This is a genomic window from Chryseobacterium lactis, assembly GCF_003815875.1.
In the GTDB taxonomy this organism is placed as follows: Bacteria; Bacteroidota; Bacteroidia; order Flavobacteriales; family Weeksellaceae; genus Chryseobacterium; species Chryseobacterium lactis.
On sequence record NZ_CP033924.1, the window covers coordinates 5,562,320 to 5,583,566 of the forward strand.

The following is a 21,247-nucleotide window of genomic DNA, read 5'->3' on the forward strand; positions in this document are numbered from 1 at the left end:
TGATTCTACTAGTTTTTAATAAGACAAACCATCTCTGCCCTTTATTACATCTATTTTGTGGTTTTTCGATATATTAGCTTTTATAAAATTTAAATATGAAAAGAAATCTGGTTGCATTTTCCCTGTTTATTACTCAGATTATTTGGGCTCAAAACTATTCTCAATACGTAAATCCTTTCATCGGAACCGGAGGCCACGGACATACTTTTCCCGGAGCCATTATCCCGTTCGGAATGGTACAGCTTTCCCCGGATACCAGAATTGACGGCAGCTGGGACGGATGCAGCGGATATCATTATTCAGATTCTCTCATCTATGGATTCTCTCATACTCACCTGAACGGAACCGGAGTTTCAGATTATGGGGATATTATGCTGATGCCGACGATGGGAAATCCGAGCTTGAGCAGTAAAGATTATTCGTCAAAATTTTCTCATAAAAATGAAAAGGCTGCAGCAGGATTTTATACAGTGAAATTAGATAAAAACAATATTGATGTTCGTCTTACAACAACAAAAAGAGTCGGCTATCATGAATATACTTTCAATAATACCGGGAATGCCAATATTATTTTAGATCTTAATCATCGGGATAAATTGCTTGAAGGTGAGGTTAAAATTATTGACGATAAGACCATTGAAGTATTCCGGAGGAGTGAAGCCTGGGCCACTAATCAATATATCTACGCCAGAATAGAATTTTCAAAACCAATGAAGATCTCTAAAAAAGAAGTGAATGGAAAACAGGACAACAACCTTTTTACCGGAACAAGACTTGCACTGGCCTTTTCAACCGATGTTAAGAAAGGAGAAAAAATCCAGATAAAAGTAGCAATTTCTCCAACAGGTTATGAAGGAGCAGGGAAAAATATGCTGGCAGAAGGACAAGCTAAAGATTTTGAATCTGTAAAAAAACAAGCGCAAACTGACTGGGATAAGGAGCTATCAAAAATTGAAGTAAAATCTGATGACAAAAATAAGCTCGCTACTTTTTATACAGCTCTTTATCATGTTTTTACACAACCCAATATCAATATGGATGTTGATGGGAGATACAGAGGCCGAGATAATAAGCTTTATACAGCTAAAGACTTCGATTATTACACGGTATTTTCACTTTGGGATACCTTCAGAGCAGCGCACCCACTAATGACTTTAATTGATAGAAAAAGAACATCCGATTTTATCAATACATTCATCAAACAATACGAACAGGGCGGGAAACTTCCGGTCTGGGAACTGGCTTCCAATGAAACAGAATGCATGATCGGCTACCACGCTGTTTCTGTAATTGCTGATGCGATGGCTAAAGGAATCAAAGGTTTTGATTATGAAAAAGCATTTCAGGCTTCTAAAAACTCTGCCATGCTGGATATTTTTGGTTTAAATGCCTACAAACAGAATAACTATATCAGCATGGATGATGAATCTGAAAGTGTTTCCAAAACCGTGGAATATGCTTATGATGACTGGTGTATTGCTCAAATGGCAAAGATTTTAGGCAAAAAAGATGATTACCAGTATTTTATGAAACGTTCTCAGAACTGGAAAAATCTTTATAACCCCAACAATGGTTTTATGCAACCCAGAAAGAATGGAAACTGGTATGAGCCTTTTGATCCGCGAGAAGTAAATAATAATTATACCGAGGGGAATTCATGGCATTATTCCTACTCAGTGCAACAGGATATTCCGGGACTTATAGCAGCACATGGCGGAAAAGAAAAGTTTGAACAGTTTATTGATGCCATCTTTGCGGCTCCGGATAAAACGACAGGAAGAGAGCAGGTGGACATTACGGGTCTTATCGGCCAGTATGCACAGGGTAATGAGCCAAGCCATCATATTGCTTACCTCTATAATTTTGTGGATAAACCTGAAAAAACTGATGCTAAAATCAAATATATTCTGGATAATTTCTATAAAAACACGCCGGACGGATTAATCGGAAATGAAGATTGCGGCCAGATGAGCGCCTGGTATATTTTGAGTGCTATGGGCATTTACTCAGTAACACCGGGATTACCGGAATGGGAAACGACGACTCCTTATTTTGACGAAATTAAAATCCATCTTGAAGACGGAACCACCAGAACTATCACAAAAAATACAGGAAAAGCAGAGCTTAAAAAGCTAGGATTTGAAAATATACAACCTTCAAAGGACTTGAAGTATGCCCAACTTACAACGTCTCCGGTTATTGTAGCCGATAGAATTTTCGATTTTTCTACCAAGGTAGCAATCACTACTTTGAATCCTGATGATAAAGTTTATTTTATGACTCTGGATGACAGTGATGCCAATAAAAGAAAAACATTTATTCCTTATAAAGGTCCTTTCACCATCAGTAAATCGACCCAGGTTACGGCGTATGCTGAAAGAAAGGGTGAAAAAAGTTCGGTGACTGTTGCCAATTTCAACAGAAGACCTAATTATTGGGACATTAATATTCTTTCAAAAGTAACTCCACAATATACAGCCAACGGAAAGCTGGCTCTTATCGATGGAATCAGAGGTGATGTGAATTGGAGAAAAGGAGAATGGCAGGGATATCAGGGGCAGAATTTTGAAGCTGTTATTGATTTTAAATCACCTCAGCAAATTACCAAATTATCTTCGGGCTATCTTCAGGACAGTAAAGCATGGATTCTGATGCCTAAAAAAGTAGAATATTATGCCTCGATGAATAACAAGGATTTCTTTCTGTTGAAAACGATCGATAATGATATTGACCCCAAAGATGAAAAAGTACAGATCAAAGAATTTTCCACTGAAATTCTTCCTACAGAGGCTCGCTACATCAAAGTAAAAGCTTATTATTTCGGAAAACTTCCGGAATGGCATCAGGGAGCAGGCGGGGATGCCTATATTTTTATTGATGAAATTTCTGCAAAATAAAAACTATCTATGAAAAAACTCTTATTATTACTTTTTTTGCTTTTAAGTATTGTAGAAATATCTGCCTGCAGTTGCATTGGCAATTCCTTTTCACAGAACTATCAGGACGCTGATGTAATTGGTGTGGTTAAAATAGTAAAAGTATATGATCAAAATAAACAGCGAAGAACATATAAAGTTGATATTGAATTCGAAGAAATTTTTAAAGGAAAATCAATCAAAACAATTATTGTGAGCGGACTGATTGGAAAATCAAAATCTGCAGCATGTGAGCTGAATGTAAAACCTCAAGAAAGATACCTGATCTATTTACAAAAATATGATAACATTTATTCTATCGATTATTGTACACCAAAGTCCAAACTACAAAACAGAGTAACAGAAGATGAAAAGTCATGGTTTGAATATTTGGGTAAAGCCATTTCTTATTTAGAAAAAAACAAATCAGGTTTTCAAAATCTGCAGTTTGCCACCTGCTACCAGGAAACTCCAACCGATGATAAATCGGATTTATCTAAAATCAGCGATTTCAACCCAAAGCAGGAATTCGCTATTTATAAAGTAAAAGTTAATAATCTGGCTGGAATTCAGGAAATCTCTCCAATTGCAGGTTTTAGCCATAAAGATGAAACAATCAGGGATATTCTGAAAACGAAATTTAAGGTTGACATGCCCCACAGTTCTTCAGATTCTGAACCAAAAGAATTTCTGTTATTTCTCTGTTACGATAAAAATAGTATTGAAGATCCTGAAAGCGAAGTAATATATTCTGATTAGAACTAAAATAAACCCTTCTTCAGTATTTTTGAAGAAGGGTTTGTTTTTATTAATTCATTCTTTCTGACCATTGCAGGACTTCCGGAAGTTCCATGTCTGAAAATTCTATATGGATAACTCTTCTCTTCTTTCCGTTGGTTGTCCGGTTGGAGCCGTGAAGGATAAGAGGCTTCATGATCATAATTCCTCCCTTTTCCACCTTGCAGATATTCTCTTTTTCTACCGTCCAATCAATCGTTTCAGGTCTGTAGATTCCTTTGGCATGAGAGCCCGGAACGACCTTTAATGCTCCGTTATTTTCATCCGTATCGTCCAGATGAATTCTGATGGTGAATATATTTTCCAGCACATTCAGCGGAGGTTGTACAGCAAACTGGTTTTGTTTTGTCGTCCATGGTCCGAAGCCTGATAATTCTGTTTTTTTATCCACGGAAATTGTCAGATCCTGATGATAGGCAACATACCAATTGGAAGTTTCCGGTTTATCAAAATAAATACTTTTTACCACGAAATATTTTTCTCCAAAGATGTCTTTTATGATTCTTTTGATATTGTCATTAAAAATCAGATCCTTAATTTCCGGGATTTCTTTTAAAAACTGTCTGATAGCAAACAGATCTTCAGATTTCCTGAAATTTTCTCTGGAGGTATCAATACTGTTGAGAACATCAATTATCTTTTCAATTTCTCCCTCAGAAAAAACGGTATTGATAACAGAAAAGCCATATTCATGAATATGGCTTTTATATAATTCTAAGTCTTTTAAACTCATTATTTAGATTTTGTCTAAAGGTTCCGTTAATTGTCCTTCCCATTTGGAAACTGCGGACGTCGCTAATGTATTTCCTAATACGTTAGTCATACTTCTTCCCATATCACAGAAATGGTCAATTGGCAAGATTAAGGCAATACCTTCCGGTGGAATTCCGAACATTGAGCAGGTGGCTACAATAATTACCAATGAGGCTCTTGGGACACCCGCAATTCCTTTTGAGGTAAGCATTAACACCAAAAGCATGGTAATCTGCTGTCCAAGCGTCATTTCGATGCCATAAATCTGTGCAATGAAGATAGAGGCAAATGTCATATACATCATACTTCCATCCAGGTTGAAAGAGTATCCTAAGGGTAAAATAAATGATACTACTCTGCTGTTACATCCGAATTTTTCAAGCTCTTCTACCAGTTTAGGGAATACGGCTTCTGAACTTGTTGTAGAGAAGGCAATCAATAAAGGTTCTTTAATTCTCTTCAGTAAATCGAAAAGACGGTTTCCTAAGATAAAATAACCTACCAATAAAAGTACCAGCCAAAGAACTCCCAATGCAAAGAAGAAATCTCTCAAATAAATTGCATATACTTTAAAAATTTCAAATCCGTTGGTCGCAACTACTGCAGCGATTGCTCCCAATACACCGAAAGGAGCAAACCACATGATATATCCTACCATTTTAAGGATGGCATGGGCTATAATATCAAAAAGTTTCACTACAGGCTGCGCATATTCTTCGCCCAAATTAGCCAGGGCAACACCAAACATAATAGCAAATACAACGATCTGCAAAACTTCATTGGTTGCAAAAGCTTCAAATAAACTTTTAGGGATCATATGTTTTACGAAGTCTTCCATGGAAAAACTTTTGCTGCTTTTAAGAAGATCTTCAGCAGAAGCCACATCCTGAATTGGTAATTTCGTTACATGTCCCGGCTCAAGCCAGTTCACCAACATTAATCCGATAAAAAGAGAAACCAAAGAAGCGGAAATAAACCAAAGCATTGCCTTCGTTCCTACTCTTCCGATCATTTTGATATCACTCATTTTAGCAATTCCCACTACAAGGGTCGTAAAAACCAACGGTGCTATAATCATCTGTACCAACCTGATGAAAACAGTTCCCAACAATTTTATGTTCTTGGAAAAAGGTTCTGCACTTTCCGGATATTTCACATGTACTATGCCTCCGATTCCTACTCCCAGAATAAGTGCAATGACAATCGCTATAAAAAGTTTATTTTGTCCTTTCATATATATAGTTCAATTTGCGCAAATATAATGGTTTTTCAATTGGCATCAGATTTTATTCAATAGAGGTTAATTTTATATTAAGTTTTTAATCTTTAAAAATTAATTCCCTGGTTTAGAAAATATTGCAAAAAATTTAAGAAACATTTATTGAATTTTTATTCCTTTGGTATAAATTTTATTATTACATTTGATTGTATAACAACATTAATAAATATACAATATGAAAAAAACTATCGCAATGGCTGCATTGGCTGTAGCTGTATCTTTCGGAGCAGTTTCTTGCAAAAAGAAAGTTTCTGATGCTGATCTTCAGACTCAAGCTACAACTGTAGTAACTTCTAATCCCAATGCTTCTGTTGAAGTAAAAGAAGGTGTTGCTCACTTAAGCGGAACTTTCGCAGACCAACAATCTAAAGATGCGATGATTGCAAAATTAAAAGCAATTAGCGGGGTAAAAGATGTTATGGATATGTCTACTGTAGCAGCTCCGGCACCGGCACCAGTTGATACGGCTTCTGCTGTAGATCCTGCTGTTCAGAAAAAAGTTCAGGATGCTGTAAAAGATTTCCCTACTGTAAAAGTAGAAGTAGTAAACGGACAATTAACTCTTACAGGAAACGTTTCTGCTCAACAGGCAAGAAAAATCAAAGAATCTGTAGATGCTTTGAAAATCGGGAAGTATAACAATAACCTAATTGTAAAATAATTTAAAATGAGCGAATTACAAGATAAATATTCAGGAGTAGTTTCAGCAGCACAATCTGCAGGAATTTCAAATCTACAGGTTCAGGAGCAGGACGGAATTCTTTATGTTTCCGGAAATGCTTCCAACACCGCTGCTAAAGACGCAGTATGGAATGCTTTAGGAGCAATTGATTCTACATACTCTGCTTCAGATATCAATATCGATGTACAGGTAGCAGGTCTTGCTTCAGGAGCTTCTTTAACTGTAGCAACTGACGAGTCTAATCTTAACATCAGACAGGAGCCTTCTACAGAAGCTGCTGTAGTAGGAAAAGCTGCGAAAGGTGCATCAGTAACTTTAATTGAGCAAACTTCTGATGACTGGTGGAAAGTGAAAACTGCCGATGGCCAGGAAGGATATGCTTATTCAAGATATTTGAAAGCTTAATTTTGAAAAATTCAATTTTAAAGAAATATTTTTAAAGAAACATCCCTATATTGGGATGTTTTTTTATTTTTACCGCTGTGAAAAGACTAATGAAGAAAATAGTAATGGTACTGGCTTTGGTATTCACAGCCTTTATTCTACACGCTCAGAAAATACATATCGATGGTAAAGTATTGGGTTTTGATAAAAAGCCTGTAGAAAATGCTACCGTATATTTGTTGAAAGAAAAGGATTCGTCTATTATCAACTACACCGCCACCAATAAAGAAGGTAAGTTTTCTCTGAAAATGGATGAAATGAAAGAACCTTCGCTTTTAAAAATTGACGCTGACAAATTATCACCCTACTCAAAAAAATTTGAAACAATCTCTCAGTCTCTATCCCTGGAAGATATTAAGCTCAGTAAAAGCAATACTGTTACCCAAATTGATGAGGTCAAGATTACAGTATCTCCTGTTAAAATTAAAAAAGACACCATAGAATTTAATGCCTCATCTATCAAGGTGCGTCCCGATAGTAAAATTGAAGAACTTCTGAAGCAGATTCCCGGTGTAGAAATCAACAATGACGGGAAAATAACGGTCAACGGAAAAGATGTGGATCAGATCATGATCAATGGGAAACCTTTCTTTGATAAAGACGGTAAAATTGCCCTGCAGAATTTACCGGCTGACATCATTAAAAATATTCAGTTTACAACCACCAAAACCAAAGAAGAAGAACTTAGCGGAAAAACACCAAAGTCTCAAAATACTACTATTAATTTTAATATTGATGAAAAGAAAAACAAGGGACTGCTTTCCAGACTCTCTGTTGGTTATGGTTCAGACAAGCGGTATGAAGCCAGCGGACTTGTAAGTTATTTCAAAGGAGATACGAAAATCAGTGTTTTAGCCTCGTCAAATAATATCAATTCTCAGGGCTTTTCCCGTGATGATGTTTTTGACAGTATGGGAAGCGGCAGAAATTCCTGGACGGGCCAGGGAGGATCCGGAGGTAGCCAGGGCGGAGGAAAAGGCATACAAAGATCTACCACCTTAGGACTGAACTACAGTGATAAATTGGGAAAAGATGCACATCTGGATGCTTTTAGTTTAACCTATTCAAACTCCAATACAGATACAAAATCTAAAGTTTCCAGGGCTACACTTCTTCCGGAATATACTCTTCAGACTCAATCTGAAAATACCGGTAAAAATGAATCCAGGCAATATGGTTTTGACGCCTCAGCAAAGATTAAACTGGACTCTTTGACAACTATTTATATTTCCCCAAGGTTTAGTAAAAACAGTACCTTTTCAGTCAGCCAGTCACAATCTTCAACCCTGAGAGACAACACATTATTGAATGAAAGCAATTCTTATTCGAATAATCAATCGGAAAGTAATTCATTTAACCCCACCATTTATTTTTCCAGGAAATTTAAGAAAGAAAGACGTGTGGTTTCTGCGAATATCAACACGACTATTTCTGAATCCAATAGAGACAACCTAAGCCAGTCTCAGAATACATTTTATCAGAACTCAGGAAATACAACAGATAACCGGGATCAGCTGGCTAAAAGTAAAAATCAGAATAATGATTTTAATTTCAATGCGGGATATACTGAACCCATTTCAGACTCTGCAACGGTAAGTCTTGAAGTAAAATATACTACCAAATCGTCAAGGGATATAAGGGATATAAATGATTTTGATATAGCCACGGGAGAATATTCAAAATACAATATGCTTTTATCTAACAGTATGAGGCAAAAAATCAATCAGATTTCTCCGGAACTGACTTATCAGCTTAGCAAAAAAAAGCTGAATATTTGGGCTTCCCTGAATCTTGATATTTCAGATATGAAGGTTAATTCTATTTTTAACGGACAACAATATGATCTGCAGAAAAATTTTGCATTGCCCGGCTATAATGTAAACTTTTATTATCAGCTTGCGGAAGGTAAAAATCTAAGTATCTACAACTATTCCAATTTCACCATTCCCAGCGCAGAGCAGTTGACTCCCTATAAAGATGAATCTAATCCTTTGGTTACTTCTACCGGAAATCCTGATTTGAAAAATACATGGACGAATAGTCTATCTTTTTATTTCAGCAATTATAATAAGATTAAAAATATCAGTTACTTCGTCAATGCCGGTTTTACTTACAGAAATAATGATATTATTAATTATTCCAGATATGATGCCTCGGGTAAACAGATTATCACCTACGACAATGTAAGCGGGAATAAGAGCATTAATGCAGGCGGAGGCTTCACCAAAACCTTTAAATGGAATAACAATAAGTTTACCATTAATCCCCGGTTTAATATGAATTACGCTTATAATAATGGTTTTATCAACGGACAGGCATTTACAAGTAATTCCTATACTCTCAATCCGGGACTGAATCTTATTTATGAGATTAAAGATAAGATGACGATAAAACCTTCATACCGCCTTGGATATAGCTTTTCCAACTACACCAATTATAGCATTGACAAGATCAATACAGCCAATCAGTCTTTAAAACTGGAACTTACCAATTATCTGTTCCAGAGCAGATTTGTATTCGGAAATGATTTTGAATACAATACCAACTCCAATATAGCACCCGGTTTCAAAAAGGATTTCTACTTCTGGAATACCAGTCTGGGATATTCATTCTTTAAAAAACAATTTACTGCAAAAGTAAAAGTTTATGACATTTTAAATCAGAACCAAAGTGTAAGGAGAACAATCACAGATTCTTATTATGAAGACCGTGAAGACCTTATTCTGAAACGATATATTATGTTCTCGATCAGTATGAAGCTGAATAAATTTGCCGGTAAAAAAATGTAACACCATACTTTTATATATATTTTCTATCAATGGCCGGAAACTTTTCCGGCTATTTCTTAATCGTCATTGCGAGCCGAAGGCGAAGCAATCTCAGTCTTATTCTTACCAATTGGAGGTTCCGATACCATGTTTAGATTCCTGAGGAATGACACCTATTGCTTTAATCATTCATTTTATGATGCAAACTTCTCTTTGTCATTTCACGGTAATCCAGCCTTACTAATTTCTGCAATGCAACCCTTCGATAAGCACACGTAAGTTTTCTAAAAATCTTTAATTTTCATCTGAAGAGTATAAGCATATTTAATTTTTAAAAGAAGATTCGCAGAATAAGCTGTAATAAGAGTATTTTTATTTTTAAATTAGCCGTAAATTTTTTTTATGAAAATCCATATTTCAGTTTTATTTATTCTATTTTTTCTTTTGGGGAAAGCCCAAAGTACCGAGCAGAAGGACACTTTTGTGAAAGATAATTTCACTAAAAAAGAATTTTACATTCCGATGCGTGATGGAGTTAAACTTTTTACTTCGGTGTATATTCCAAAAGATATTTCAAACAAAAACAAATATCCATTTCTGATGCAGAGAACCTGCTACAGTGTTGCTCCTTATGGTGAAAATGAATATAAAACGAAAATTGGTCCCAATAGCTATCTTATGAAGGACAAATACATCTTTGTTTATCAGGATGTACGTGGAAGATATATGAGTGAGGGAACTTTCACCAATATGACGCCGCAGGTAGAACATAAAACCAAGAAAGATGTCGATGAAAGCACCGATACGTATGATACCATTGAATGGCTTTTGAAAAACATAAAAGACAATAATGGAAAAGCAGGACAATTCGGAACCTCATATCCCGGATTTTATACTGCGGTTGGAACTCTTGCAGAACATCCTGCCTTAGTAGCTTCATCGCCTCAGGCTCCGATTTCGGATTTCTGGAATGACGATTTTCTGCACAACGGAAGATTTATGTTAGGCTATTTCAGAACCTTTCCCGTGTTTGGAGTTCAAAAAACAAAGCCGGAAAACAAGGCCTGGTATATGGATTCTTTCATCAAACAAACCTCTGAAGATGGACTAAAGTTCTACAGGGATCTTGGTACATTAAAGGATGCTTATGAAAAATATTATAAGAATAATTTCTTCATGACAGAAATTATGAATCATACCAACTATGATGAATTTTGGCAAAAAAGAGGGCTCCTTCCTCATCTGAAAAACATCAATCATGCTGTAATGACTGTCGGAGGATGGTTTGATGCAGAAGATCTTTCAGGGCCATTAAATATCTATAAAACTATTGAAAAGACCAGTCCGAAAGCAAAAAACACAATCGTCATGGGACCGTTTTCTCATGGTGGATGGGGACAAGAGCAGGGTAAACATTTTCATAGTGAAACGTATTTTGGAGACAGTATCGCCACCTATTACCAAAAAAATGTTGAAACAAAATTCTTCAACCATTACCTGAAAGGAAACACCAAAGAAGATGCCGGACTTCCTGAAGCGTTGATGTATGACACCGGAGCTAAAGTATGGAAAGAATTTGCTTCCTATCCTCCTAAAAATGCACAAAAAATTAATTTTTATTTGTCAGACAAAACCTTAAAGAAAACTTCAGGACAAGGATATTCAGAATATTATAGCGATCCGAATAATCCGGTTGTAAGTTCTGATCATTTAAAGGATTTTAATGGGTTCACGCCAAGAAATTATATGTCGGAAGACCAGAGATTTGCTGTAGGCAGACCGGATGTATTGACCTTTACAACGGATATATTGACCGAAGATATTGCTTTTGCCGGAGAAATAATGGCCAAATTAAATATTGCCTCCTCTTCTACCGACGCTGATTTTGCCGTAAAACTAATTGACGTGTATCCTGAAGACTTTAAACCTGCTGAAAAGAAAGAAGGGGTCATCTACGGAAACTATCACCAGATGGTAAGAAGTGAAATAATGCCTGCCCGATTCAGAAATACAAAAGAAAAAGGAGAAGCATTGGTTCCCGGTCAGAAAACAGCAGTCAATTTCCGACTTCAGGATGTTGTTCACACGTTTAAAAAAGGACATAAAATCCAGATTCAGATCAGCAGTACCTGGTTTCCATTATTTGCTATCAATCCACAGAAATTTTTAGATAATCCGAATTTTGCTACAAAAGAAGATTATACAAAAGCGTTTATTAAAGTCTATGATGACAGCTCTATTGAAGCTGATATCCTGAAATAAATTGAAAAGCTGTTCGTTTGAACAGCTTTTTTGTTTTTAATGATTTAGTAGACGACGCAGCCTTGTCAAGGTTTAAAACCTTGACAAGGCTTGCGTTGAAATCTCCCGAAGATCTTTATTCTTCAATTGTTCTGAAAGTAAGGTTAACCCTTGGGGTTTTCACTTTGGTGGTAGGTGGAAGTCTGTGAAGCCAATTTTCCTGGGTCGTTCCCTTCATAATCAGCAAGCTTCCGTTTTCGAGGAATACTTCTACTTTTTCTCCGGTTGTTTTATGTTTGAATAGAAACTTTCTCTCCGCTCCAAAGGTCAAAGAAGCGATGGCACCATGTTTTTTCAGGTCGGTTTCCCCATCACTATGGTAAGCCATTCCTTCACTACCGTCATGGTATAAATTGAGAAGGCATGAGTTGTAGGTCTCTCCGGAAACTTGTTCACATCTCTGTTTTAATTCCAGTAATTCCGGTGTCCATAGTTGAGCATATTTCGTTCGTTTTGAGTAGGTATATTCAAAAGCCTTTTCACCAAACCAGGCCACTTTTCTCTTTGTCAAAATCAATTTACCAAAAATCATAGCTTCATCATTTTCCCAGGGAATCTGATTGAAAAGATAATCGTAATACCTATCAGACTCTTCTTTTGAAAAGATTTTCCCATAATAATGAACTGTTCCGTCGTTCGGAAGTATGTTAAGCGGGTAATCTGAGATATCTTCAAAGAGGCTCATTATCATTTTTAATTTGAAAAATTATATGATTTAATTAAACACAAATTACACAAATATTTTCACAAATAACACGATTACATGTTTATGAATAACAACGGACTATGATCCTGAGCATAAGCTGGAAGCTTACGAACGAAGTTCATGAAGGAAGCCCGTTCAATCAAAAATAATCAATCCATCGGCTTTAGCCAAAACGTATTATTGAATATTCTGTAAATGAAAAAAATTGTGCTTTTGGCTAAGATAATTAAGAATAAACGTGAGAACTTTCCCAACCCACAATCAGCTGTTTTCTGTCGCTTCCCCATCGGTATCCACCAAGGTGTCCTGTAGATTGTATCACACGATGACAGGGAATAAGAAAAGCGACGGGATTGCTGCCAATTGCCGTTCCTACTGCCCTTGAAGCCTTTGGATTTCCTATTCTTTCTGCCAAACTACCATAAGTAGACAGCTTTCCCATTGGAATTGTCAGCAGACTTTCCCAGACTTTAAGTTGAAAATCGGTTCCCTTTAAATGGAGTTTAATTGTATTGAGTTTTGTCCAGTCTTTATCGAATATGGACAATGCATTTTGTTGAAGTGCATCTTGTCTTTCAAAAAAAGAAGCATTGGGAAATTTGTCGTTTAAATCTCCCAATGCTGCCTCTTTATCGTTTTCAAAAGCCATATAACAGATTCCTTTTTCTGTAGATGCCACCAATATATTTCCAAAAGGACTTTCTGAAAAACTATAATTGATAGCAAGGCTTTTTCCACCGTTTTTATATTCCGCCGGAGACATTCCTTCTATTTTTACAAACAGATCATGAAGTCTGCTTGTACTGGAAAATCCTGTCTCGTAAGCGGCATCAAACAAGCTTGCTTTTTCTTCTTTCAATAAATTTTTAGCATGTTCAAGACTGATGAACTGCAAAAATTTTTTCGGACTTGTTCCTGCCCAATCCGTAAAGATTTTCTGAAAATGAGCGGGACTCAAGTGAATATTCTCTGCCACTTCCTCCAAACTTGGCTGAAGTCTGAAATTGCTCTGGATATACTCTATCGCTTTGGCAATTCTATTGTAATCTATTTGATTTTGTGTGGACATTTTTATTCTGTTTTACCTCACAAATTTCCAAAGAATATACGGCAGAAAAAATCCGATTCTTGCGGAATATTAGTTGTTGTTATAAATATCGTTGTAAGCAAGCATTTTGTAATATAACTTTGCTGCTAAGAAAGCAGTTGGCTTAGCCATCGGAGAATCCATTAATTCTACAATGTCAAATGCTACTACATTACATTTTTCAAATACTTTTCTTAATAATTCCAATGTTGGATACCACTGTAATCCACCCGGCTCAGGAGTTCCTGTAGATGGTGCAATGGAAGGATCAAAAGCATCAAGGTCAATGGTGATATAGACATTTCCTGAAACTTTCTCCAATACATCATTAATCCAGTTTTCATTGTTTGCAATTTCGTGAGCAAAGAATACTCTTCCTTCCGGTAAATACTGAGCTTCTTCCACATCCATAGAACGGATTCCCACCTGCACTAAGTTATGTTTCTGGTTCGCTTCAAAAACAGCACATGCATGGTTTGAAGTAGAACCGTGGAAATCAGGACGTAGATCTGTGTGAGCATCCAGCTGAAGAACCGTTAAGTTCTCAAACTTCTCTCCTACCGCACGAATAGAACCGATAGAAACAGAATGTTCACCTCCAAATAACGTAAATATCTTTCCTTCATTATTCAAAAGCTCTTTTGTTTTCTGGTAAACAGCTTCTGTCATTGCCTCCGGAGTAGAATTTTCAGAAATTTCTCCTGCAAGGTATACTCCCTGAAGGTAAGGTTCTGTCTGTGTTTCGATATCATAAAGCTCCATATTTTCTGAAGCGTTTAAGAATAACTCAGGCCCTTTATCAGCTCCTTTTCCCCATGTTGATGTTCCATCGTAAGGAACAGTTACCAACATTATTTTCGAATTTTCCAACGTTGCGTTTTCCTCGGGAATTCCAGCGTATGTTTTCATGCTTTATTTTAAAATTTTAATGTTTTAAGATTGAAATATTGGCTACAAAGATACGAAGAAGTTAAGAGTTGAAAGTGGAAAATTGAAAATTGGGTTGGGAAAGATTGAAAAGCACTCTTTGTTAGAAATAAAATGACTGATCTTAGTCAATCTGTTCTCATTTTCAACTTTCGGCTTTTAATTTTCCATTTCCAACTCAAACCCTTATTTTTACAAAAACTTTAAATATGCCTTTAAAAGCTGTTCTTTTCGATATGGATGGAGTGATTGTAGATACAGAGCCATTGCATAGAAAAGCTTATTTCAAAACTTTTGATGAATTGGAAATTAATGTTTCCGAAGATCTATATACTTCTTTTACAGGAGCTTCTACAAAAAGGGTCTCTGAAACATTAATCAATGAGTTTAATTTAAATCAAACCTACGAAACTATTGCAGGCATCAAACGGGCTCACTTCAAAGATTATTTTTATAATGATGATGAATTTGATTTAATTCCCGGAGTAAGGCAACTGATTGAACATTATCACGAAAACGGTATAAAACTTATTCTGGCTTCTTCTGCAACCATGACGACCATCGATATGGTTTTTGAAAAGTTTGAACTGGAAAAATATTTCAGCGGAAAGATAAGCGGTGCCGATTTAAAGGAATCCAAACCTCATCCGGAAGTTTTCTTACTTGCTGCTGAAATGGCAGGAGAACCTGAGAAAAACTGCATGGTGATTGAAGACTCTACCAACGGAATTCTGGCAGCACATCGGGCTAAAATATTTTGTGCAGCGTATAGAAGTCCTCATTCAAAAAATCAGGATTATACATTAGCTGATACGGTCATTTCCGATTATGAAGATCTTGAACTGGATAAAATTTCTAAATATTTCTAAATATAAAAAGCTCTCAAAAAAATTGAGAGCTTTGTTTTTATTTACTATTTGTCATTCTGAATGAAACGAAGTGGAATGAAGAATCTTAAAATGAGATTGCTACGTCACTTTCGTTCCTCGCAATGACAGATTGAGGTCTATTTATACCCAAGAAGTTTCAATATATCTTCAGGTTCCTGCTTTTCACGGAAAATCTCGTATTGCAATTCACCATTTTCATCTTTCTGAATCAGGACGTGTCTTGGCTGAGGCATCAGACAGTGGTGAACGCCACCATAACCACCAATTGTTTCCTGATAAGCTCCCGTATGGAAGAAACCGATATATAAAGGCTTTGTATCACTGAAAACCGGTAAGTAAATGGCATTGGTATGCTGCTCAGAGTTATAATAATCATCCGAATCACATGTTAATCCTCCCAAAAATACTCTTTCATAGGTATCTTCCCATCGGTTTAACGGAAGCATGATAAAGTGTCTTGAGATTGCCCAGGTATCAGGAAGTGTAGTCATGAAAGAAGAATCAATCATATTCCACTTTTCTCTGTCATTCTGACGTTTCTGAGAAATAATTTTATAAAGGTTGGCACCACTTTCCCCAACGGTAAAGCTTCCAAATTCCGTATAAATATTAGGTTCTTCTACTCCTTCTTCTTCGCAGAACTTTTTGATCTGAGAAACGATCTCTTCTACCATATATTGGTAATCGTAGTCAAAATTCAAAGAAGTTTTGATTGGGAAACCACCACCGATATTCAATGAATCTACTTCCGGAGCAATTTTCTTCAGACGGGCATACACACGAAGACATTTGTACAATTCGTTCCAGTAGTAGGAAGTATCTTTGATCCCCGTATTAATGAAGAAATGAAGCATCTTCAATCTTGCATTCGGGTGTTCAGCGATTTTTTGACTGTAATAAGGAATGATATCCTTATATCCGATCCCTAATCTTGAGGTATAAAATTCAAACTTCGGTTCTTCTTCAGAAGCAATTCTGATCCCGATATTAAATGTTGAATCAATACTTTCCGTAAGCTTATCCAGCTCACGATAATTATCCAGAATCGGCGTAATATTTTCAAAACCGTTGTTGATCATATCTGAGATCTTCGCCAGATAATCATCTGTTTTGAACCCATTACAGATTACTTCGATATTCTTATCTACTTTCTCTTTTTCATAAAGAGACTTTACAATATCCATATCATAAGCAGAAGAAGTTTCTATTGAAATATCATTTTTCAAAGCTTCTTCCAATACAAAATTAAAATGACTGGATTTTGTACAGTAACAGTAGGTATAATTCTTTCTATATTCGGTTTTCTCAAAAGCTTCTTTAAACCAGCTTTTGGCTTTCTGAATATTTTGAGAAATTCTCGGCAGATAGCTAATCTTTAGCGGAGTGCCAAATTGTTCAACCACATCCATCAATGGAACATCGTGAAACAACAAATTGTTCTCAGAAACATTAAATTCCTCCGTAGGAAAATATAATGTCTGATCAATAAGTTCCGAGTACTTTATTTTCATTTCTAAACAAGTGAATTAAGAAATGCAAAATTGCTAAAAAAGTTTGATTTTTGAGCGTTAAAATTATTATAATTTTCTATAATTACATGATATTGTATTCTGTCGTTTTTTTATTCTGATAATCAACGTGTAAACTTTTCAATATATTCGTTTCGTTTGCTTTCAGAGATTCCTAAAGCCTGTTGAATGTATGCATCCATTGAGCCATACTTTTTATTAACCTCTTCAAAAGCAGCATCAAGATACCTTTTTTCAACCCAGCTTAATTTTTCCAAAACCTGTACATCCATTTTAGGATACAGAAAATGCAGATTATTGGCCAGGTGCAGTCTTTTTTGAACCAGGTCTTTTCTGTAGTTGTTAGACAGAAGGTATTCGTTATAAATAGTTTGTTTATCAAATTTTAGAATACTCAGGATCAAAGCAGTAATAATCCCTGTTCGGTCTTTTCCCGCGGTACAATGATAGAGGATCGGTTCTTTAGATTCCAGAATCTCTGTAATAATTCTCTTTATTGTTTCAGGCTTTTCTGTAACATATTCACGATAGAAATTGATCATCCTTTTGTCGGCATCAGAACCGTTTACTTTTCCTTTTAAGACAAGCTTTTTGGCCTGATCAAGCTGGTCTCCTTCATCTTCAAATGCAGAATAGTTTTTATAAACAATTTCCTTCGGCAGTTCGTCCGGTTTCTGGGCAATTTCTTTTGAATTTCTTAAATCTATGACTTCTTTTATACCCATTTTTTCAAGAGTATTAAAGGATTTTTTTTTCAGCTTATGAAGATGACCACTTCTATACAGTACACTATCTTTTAAAACCTTTCCCTCAGTATTTTTAATATTGCCAACTGTTCGAAAGTTGTATACCTTCCTGATTGCAATTCCATTTTCAGTTTCATTTTTACCATATTCGGGTGTTTCAAAATTTTGAGTTTTACAAGATAAAATACAAAATAATGAAATAGTGGTAACTGATATTTTGATTAATTTATTCAATAGGTTTGTTTATTAAATCACTTGTCTACCTTCTATACTTTAAAATTATACTTATTTTTAAGTTTTGGAAAGCCGGTGGGTTTATTTTTAATTTATTAATCGGACTAAAGCACACTTTCATTTATAATTATCAGTAAAGTTCATTTCTAATAAATTGAGGGATATTCTATTTCATCGATCCCTACAAAAAATAAGACATCTCCTGCTTCATATCTCACTGAAACTTCATCTTCAACGGCAAAATTTCGAGTGCCTATTCTTGTTGTAATGCTTAGATTTCCATTTGTTAAAGGCCAATTCAAGCCCTTAGTTGTTATATTCTCCGCTGAGGGAAAAGGATAAAGAGAAATCATCCTATTTTTAACCCCTTTCAATGTAAAATCTTTAGGAATAAAATAATATTCTGAAAACTCATCAAAAAATCTGAGGTTCACACGGTCCTTAAATGTATAGGCAACACTAAGGTTTCCAAGGAAATGATCCTGCTCTCCTCCACTTCCACCAAGTACATCTATATCAGAAAATCCTTTTTCAAGAATGATTTCCAATGCCTTATGAAAGTCTGTTTTATCCTGATCTAATGTAAGTATAAATTTCTCCCGATACATATCTTCATCAGACCCGGGATGCGAATCAAAATCCCCGGAAATAAAATCCAGCTTCTCCAAAGGGAATCCCATCCTTTTTAAATAATGAAAAGCACCGTCTGTACAGGCGATCAACTCATAATGTTCAGGATTGGGCAATGATTTCGGAGCATCTCCGTTGATGAAAAGTAATACTTTATCTTTCATTCGGATTCCAGTATTCTTCCGGTTCGTTATTCAATTTTGAAATATATCTTGCCAATACAAAGAGATAGTCGGAAAGTCTGTTTAAATATTTAATTAATTCAGGACGTACTTCTTCAGATTCATTTAAAAATACCAATGAACGTTCTGCTCTTCGGCAAATAGTTCTTGCGGCATGTAAAAATGTTGCAGATTTCCCACCACCAGGCAGAATGAAATACTGAAGCGGCTCTAATTTTTCCTCGAAAGCATCCATCCATTGTTCCAGTTCTTCAATCTCCGTTTCTGAAATAATGATAGGAAGACGCGATTTTCCATTAGCCAACATCAACTTATCTACCGGTGTTGCAGCTTCTGAACCTACCGTGAACAGATCAAACTGTATTTTCTTCAACTGCCTCAACACTTCTGCATCTTCAATATGACTTTTTGCAATTCCGATGAATGAATTGAGTTCATCTATATTTCCATAGCTGTCGACTCTTGCACTGGCTTTGGAAACTCTTGTTCCACCGTAGAGAGCCGTCTGACCTTTATCTCCTGTTTTTGTATAAATTTTCATACTACTAAAATACCTCTTTTTGTACAATGTGAAAAGTAAAATATGTTGATGATGTACTTGTCAATCATTATTAGCATAAGTTTTACTACAAAAGACACAAAAATTTTTGGAACACTTAAGTTATTTTTAAGTGACTACTAAATGTTAGAGAAGTGCACTTAAGCTTTTTGAAAATCTTTGATTTTCATTTGAAGTGGACTTACTTATTCGATAGTTTCTCAACTTACTTATGTGTACTAAAGTCTTGATGATGTACTTCCCAATCATTATTTGTGTAAGTTCAACTGTAAAAAACACAAAGCTTTTTGAAACATTTAAGTTATTTTTAAGTGACTACTAAATGTTGGAGAAGTACAAGTAAGCTTTTTGAAAATCTCCTATTTTTACCAATATTTCAGTTGAAAGAGTGAATATTCCCCTCCTTCGGAGGGGTGGCAAAAATTCAAAGAATTTTTGACGGGGTGGTTTTTAGCTGCCCATAATAACCACTGCAATAAGATTGCTTCGCCTTCGGCTCGCAATGACAGAAAAAAACGGCCGGTAGAAACCGGCCAATCCAAATTATTTATTTACCTCTACGTATTGTATGATGGTCTGATTTTGGGGATTGTAGATAATAGTACTACTGTTCGGAAATCTTTTAAGTTTATAATACTGAATATTTTTATCCGTTTTAATATCATCTAAAAAGCTGGTATCAAAAGTATTTTCCGGAAGAAACTTGGCAACAAAATCTATTTTATCAATAATACTTTGCCCATCTACTTTGCGAGCCTTTTTATCTGACTTATTTTCATCAGAAGTTGGCTGACTTTCCAGAAAAGGAAGCAATACATTAATATCTGCTTTGTATTTTAAAATAAACCCTTCCGTACCGGTTGGAAATTTGAACTTTTTCCCCTTGTCTTCTGAAACTACCGGCGTTCCGGTAGTAGGAAATACATCATTAAACTTAATGTCCTGAGAGTTGGTTAAGGAATTGATAGATTCGTTGACTGTCTTTTTAACAGTTTCCTCTACCGCTTGTTGAGCTTTTTGTTGTACCGTTTCCGTTGTTTTTTGAACAGTTTGGTCTATTTTCTCTTCAATCTTATTACATGATATTAATAAAAGAGCTGCCATTGCAGGCAAAATATACTTCTTCATAATTCTATTCTAATAGGTCAATTTTCTTTTTTTATTAACTCACTTTCTTTCTAACGTAAAAGTAGGTTCAGATATTTTAGCAAAAAATAAAATATTTTTCCGGTGTTCAAAATACTGCTGACAAACTGTTGTCATAACCTGCCCTTACCTTTGTTTCAACAATAACAAACAAAAACCATACAATTATGACAACTACAGCAACAGCAACAAAACAATTCATGTCTACCGAACAGTTATTAGAGCATTGGCAAGGGCATAGAAATCTGACTAGAAGAGTGATTGAAGCTTTTCCTGAAAAAGAATTATTTGAATTTTCAGTGGGTGGTATGAGACCTTTCGCAAAACTTGCATTAGAGCTGATCGGTATTGGCGGTCCTGCTTTAAAGGGAATTGTTGACGGGACTACAGAAGCTTACAACGAAGAAGCTTTTAATCCAAAAACAAAAGAAGAAATCCTGAAAAAATGGGACGAAGAAACAGGAGTAATCAATCATTATTTCGGGCAGATTTCTGAAGAACGTTTCCAGGAAACTTTTAATTTATTCGGAGAATATGAATTCCCGGTATATCAAAATATTCTTTATTTCGTGGATAACGAAATTCACCACCGTGGACAAGGCTATACCTATTTAAGAGCTTTGGGTATTGAACCTCCTTTCTTCTGGGAAAGATTTTAATAAAACTAAAAA

The 21,247-nt window shown here is 35.6% G+C and carries 18 protein-coding genes; 8 read left to right on the forward strand and 10 right to left on the reverse strand.

The annotated features are described in order from the left end of the window. Window positions 1-95 precede the first annotated feature (95 nt). Together EG342_RS24780 and EG342_RS24785 are read left to right on the forward strand one after the other, a co-directional pair. Window positions 96-2,897 carry a GH92 family glycosyl hydrolase gene (locus tag EG342_RS24780; RefSeq protein WP_103293812.1) on the forward strand — a complete coding sequence of 934 codons (2,802 nt, stop codon included), beginning with the start codon at window positions 96-98 and terminating at the stop codon, window positions 2,895-2,897. A gap of 9 nt (window positions 2,898-2,906) precedes the next feature. Continuing rightward, a complete protein-coding gene (locus EG342_RS24785) occupies window positions 2,907-3,674 on the forward strand; it encodes a hypothetical protein (RefSeq protein ID WP_103293813.1) in 768 nt (255 codons plus the stop codon). A gap of 49 nt (window positions 3,675-3,723) precedes the next feature. Here EG342_RS24785 and EG342_RS24790 read toward each other — a convergent pair whose 3' ends face one another. Further along, complete coding sequence (locus EG342_RS24790; RefSeq protein ID WP_103293814.1) at window positions 3,724-4,446, reverse strand: phytanoyl-CoA dioxygenase family protein; 723 nt, start codon at window positions 4,444-4,446, stop codon at window positions 3,724-3,726. Between the two features lie 3 nt (window positions 4,447-4,449). Next, window positions 4,450-5,700 (reverse strand): dicarboxylate/amino acid:cation symporter, encoded by a 1,251-nt coding sequence (locus EG342_RS24795; protein ID WP_103293815.1) that lies wholly within the window; start codon window positions 5,698-5,700, stop codon window positions 4,450-4,452. A 220-nt stretch (window positions 5,701-5,920) separates the two neighbouring features. Between EG342_RS24795 and EG342_RS24800 the strand changes: the two genes are divergently transcribed. The 4 genes from EG342_RS24800 to EG342_RS24815 all read left to right on the forward strand — a co-directional run bounded on the left by EG342_RS24800 (window position 5,921) and on the right by EG342_RS24815 (window position 11,901). Beyond that, the gene (locus EG342_RS24800) at window positions 5,921-6,406 is read left to right on the forward strand and encodes a BON domain-containing protein (protein WP_103293816.1); all 486 of its coding nucleotides are present in this window, start codon (window positions 5,921-5,923) and stop codon (window positions 6,404-6,406) included. 6 nt (window positions 6,407-6,412) lie between these two features. Beyond that, window positions 6,413-6,832 (forward strand): SH3 domain-containing protein, encoded by a 420-nt coding sequence (locus EG342_RS24805; RefSeq protein ID WP_103293817.1) that lies wholly within the window; start codon window positions 6,413-6,415, stop codon window positions 6,830-6,832. Between the two features lie 89 nt (window positions 6,833-6,921). Next, a complete protein-coding gene (locus EG342_RS24810; protein ID WP_103293818.1) occupies window positions 6,922-9,660 on the forward strand; it encodes a TonB-dependent receptor in 2,739 nt (912 codons plus the stop codon). Between the two features lie 381 nt (window positions 9,661-10,041). Beyond that, window positions 10,042-11,901 (forward strand): CocE/NonD family hydrolase, encoded by a 1,860-nt coding sequence (locus tag EG342_RS24815; RefSeq protein WP_103293819.1) that lies wholly within the window; start codon window positions 10,042-10,044, stop codon window positions 11,899-11,901. A 115-nt stretch (window positions 11,902-12,016) separates the two neighbouring features. Here the strand turns inward: EG342_RS24815 and EG342_RS24820 are convergent, their stop codons facing one another. The 3 genes from EG342_RS24820 to speB form a co-directional block, all read right to left on the reverse strand. After that, on the reverse strand, window positions 12,017-12,625 hold the full coding sequence (locus EG342_RS24820) for an alpha-ketoglutarate-dependent dioxygenase AlkB family protein (protein ID WP_103293820.1): 609 nt from the start codon (window positions 12,623-12,625) through the stop codon (window positions 12,017-12,019). A 247-nt stretch (window positions 12,626-12,872) separates the two neighbouring features. Next, entirely contained in the window at window positions 12,873-13,715 is an 843-nt protein-coding gene (locus EG342_RS24825; protein WP_103293821.1) for a bifunctional helix-turn-helix domain-containing protein/methylated-DNA--[protein]-cysteine S-methyltransferase, read from the reverse strand. A 69-nt stretch (window positions 13,716-13,784) separates the two neighbouring features. Next, window positions 13,785-14,642: an agmatinase gene (gene speB / locus EG342_RS24830; RefSeq protein ID WP_103293822.1), complete on the reverse strand. Its 858-nt coding sequence runs from the start codon at window positions 14,640-14,642 to the stop codon at window positions 13,785-13,787. Between the two features lie 227 nt (window positions 14,643-14,869). On the opposite strand from speB, the gene EG342_RS24835 reads away from it, so the two are divergent. Next, entirely contained in the window at window positions 14,870-15,529 is a 660-nt protein-coding gene (locus EG342_RS24835) for an HAD family hydrolase (RefSeq protein WP_103293823.1), read from the forward strand. Window positions 15,530-15,666: 137 nt separating this feature from the next. On the opposite strand, the gene EG342_RS24840 is transcribed toward EG342_RS24835, so the two are convergent. The 5 genes from EG342_RS24840 to EG342_RS24860 form a co-directional block, all read right to left on the reverse strand. Then, the gene (locus tag EG342_RS24840) at window positions 15,667-17,061 is read right to left on the reverse strand and encodes a type III PLP-dependent enzyme domain-containing protein (protein WP_103293824.1); all 1,395 of its coding nucleotides are present in this window, start codon (window positions 17,059-17,061) and stop codon (window positions 15,667-15,669) included. Window positions 17,062-17,183: 122 nt separating this feature from the next. Next, the gene (locus EG342_RS24845; RefSeq protein WP_103293825.1) at window positions 17,184-18,059 is read right to left on the reverse strand and encodes a tyrosine-protein phosphatase; all 876 of its coding nucleotides are present in this window, start codon (window positions 18,057-18,059) and stop codon (window positions 17,184-17,186) included. A 146-nt stretch (window positions 18,060-18,205) separates the two neighbouring features. After that, window positions 18,206-18,853, reverse strand: a complete 648-nt coding sequence (locus EG342_RS24850; RefSeq protein WP_103293826.1) for a thiamine diphosphokinase — start codon at window positions 18,851-18,853, stop codon at window positions 18,206-18,208. Continuing rightward, on the reverse strand, window positions 18,843-19,412 hold the full coding sequence (locus EG342_RS24855) for a cob(I)yrinic acid a,c-diamide adenosyltransferase (protein ID WP_103293827.1): 570 nt from the start codon (window positions 19,410-19,412) through the stop codon (window positions 18,843-18,845). Before EG342_RS24855 ends, EG342_RS24850 begins: the two co-directional genes overlap by 11 nt. Before the next feature lie 561 nt (window positions 19,413-19,973). After that, window positions 19,974-20,558 (reverse strand): hypothetical protein, encoded by a 585-nt coding sequence (locus EG342_RS24860; protein WP_123868182.1) that lies wholly within the window; start codon window positions 20,556-20,558, stop codon window positions 19,974-19,976. A gap of 185 nt (window positions 20,559-20,743) precedes the next feature. Between EG342_RS24860 and EG342_RS24865 the strand changes: the two genes are divergently transcribed. Continuing rightward, window positions 20,744-21,235 carry a DinB family protein gene (locus tag EG342_RS24865; RefSeq protein ID WP_103293829.1) on the forward strand — a complete coding sequence of 164 codons (492 nt, stop codon included), beginning with the start codon at window positions 20,744-20,746 and terminating at the stop codon, window positions 21,233-21,235. Window positions 21,236-21,247: the final 12 nt, after the last annotated feature.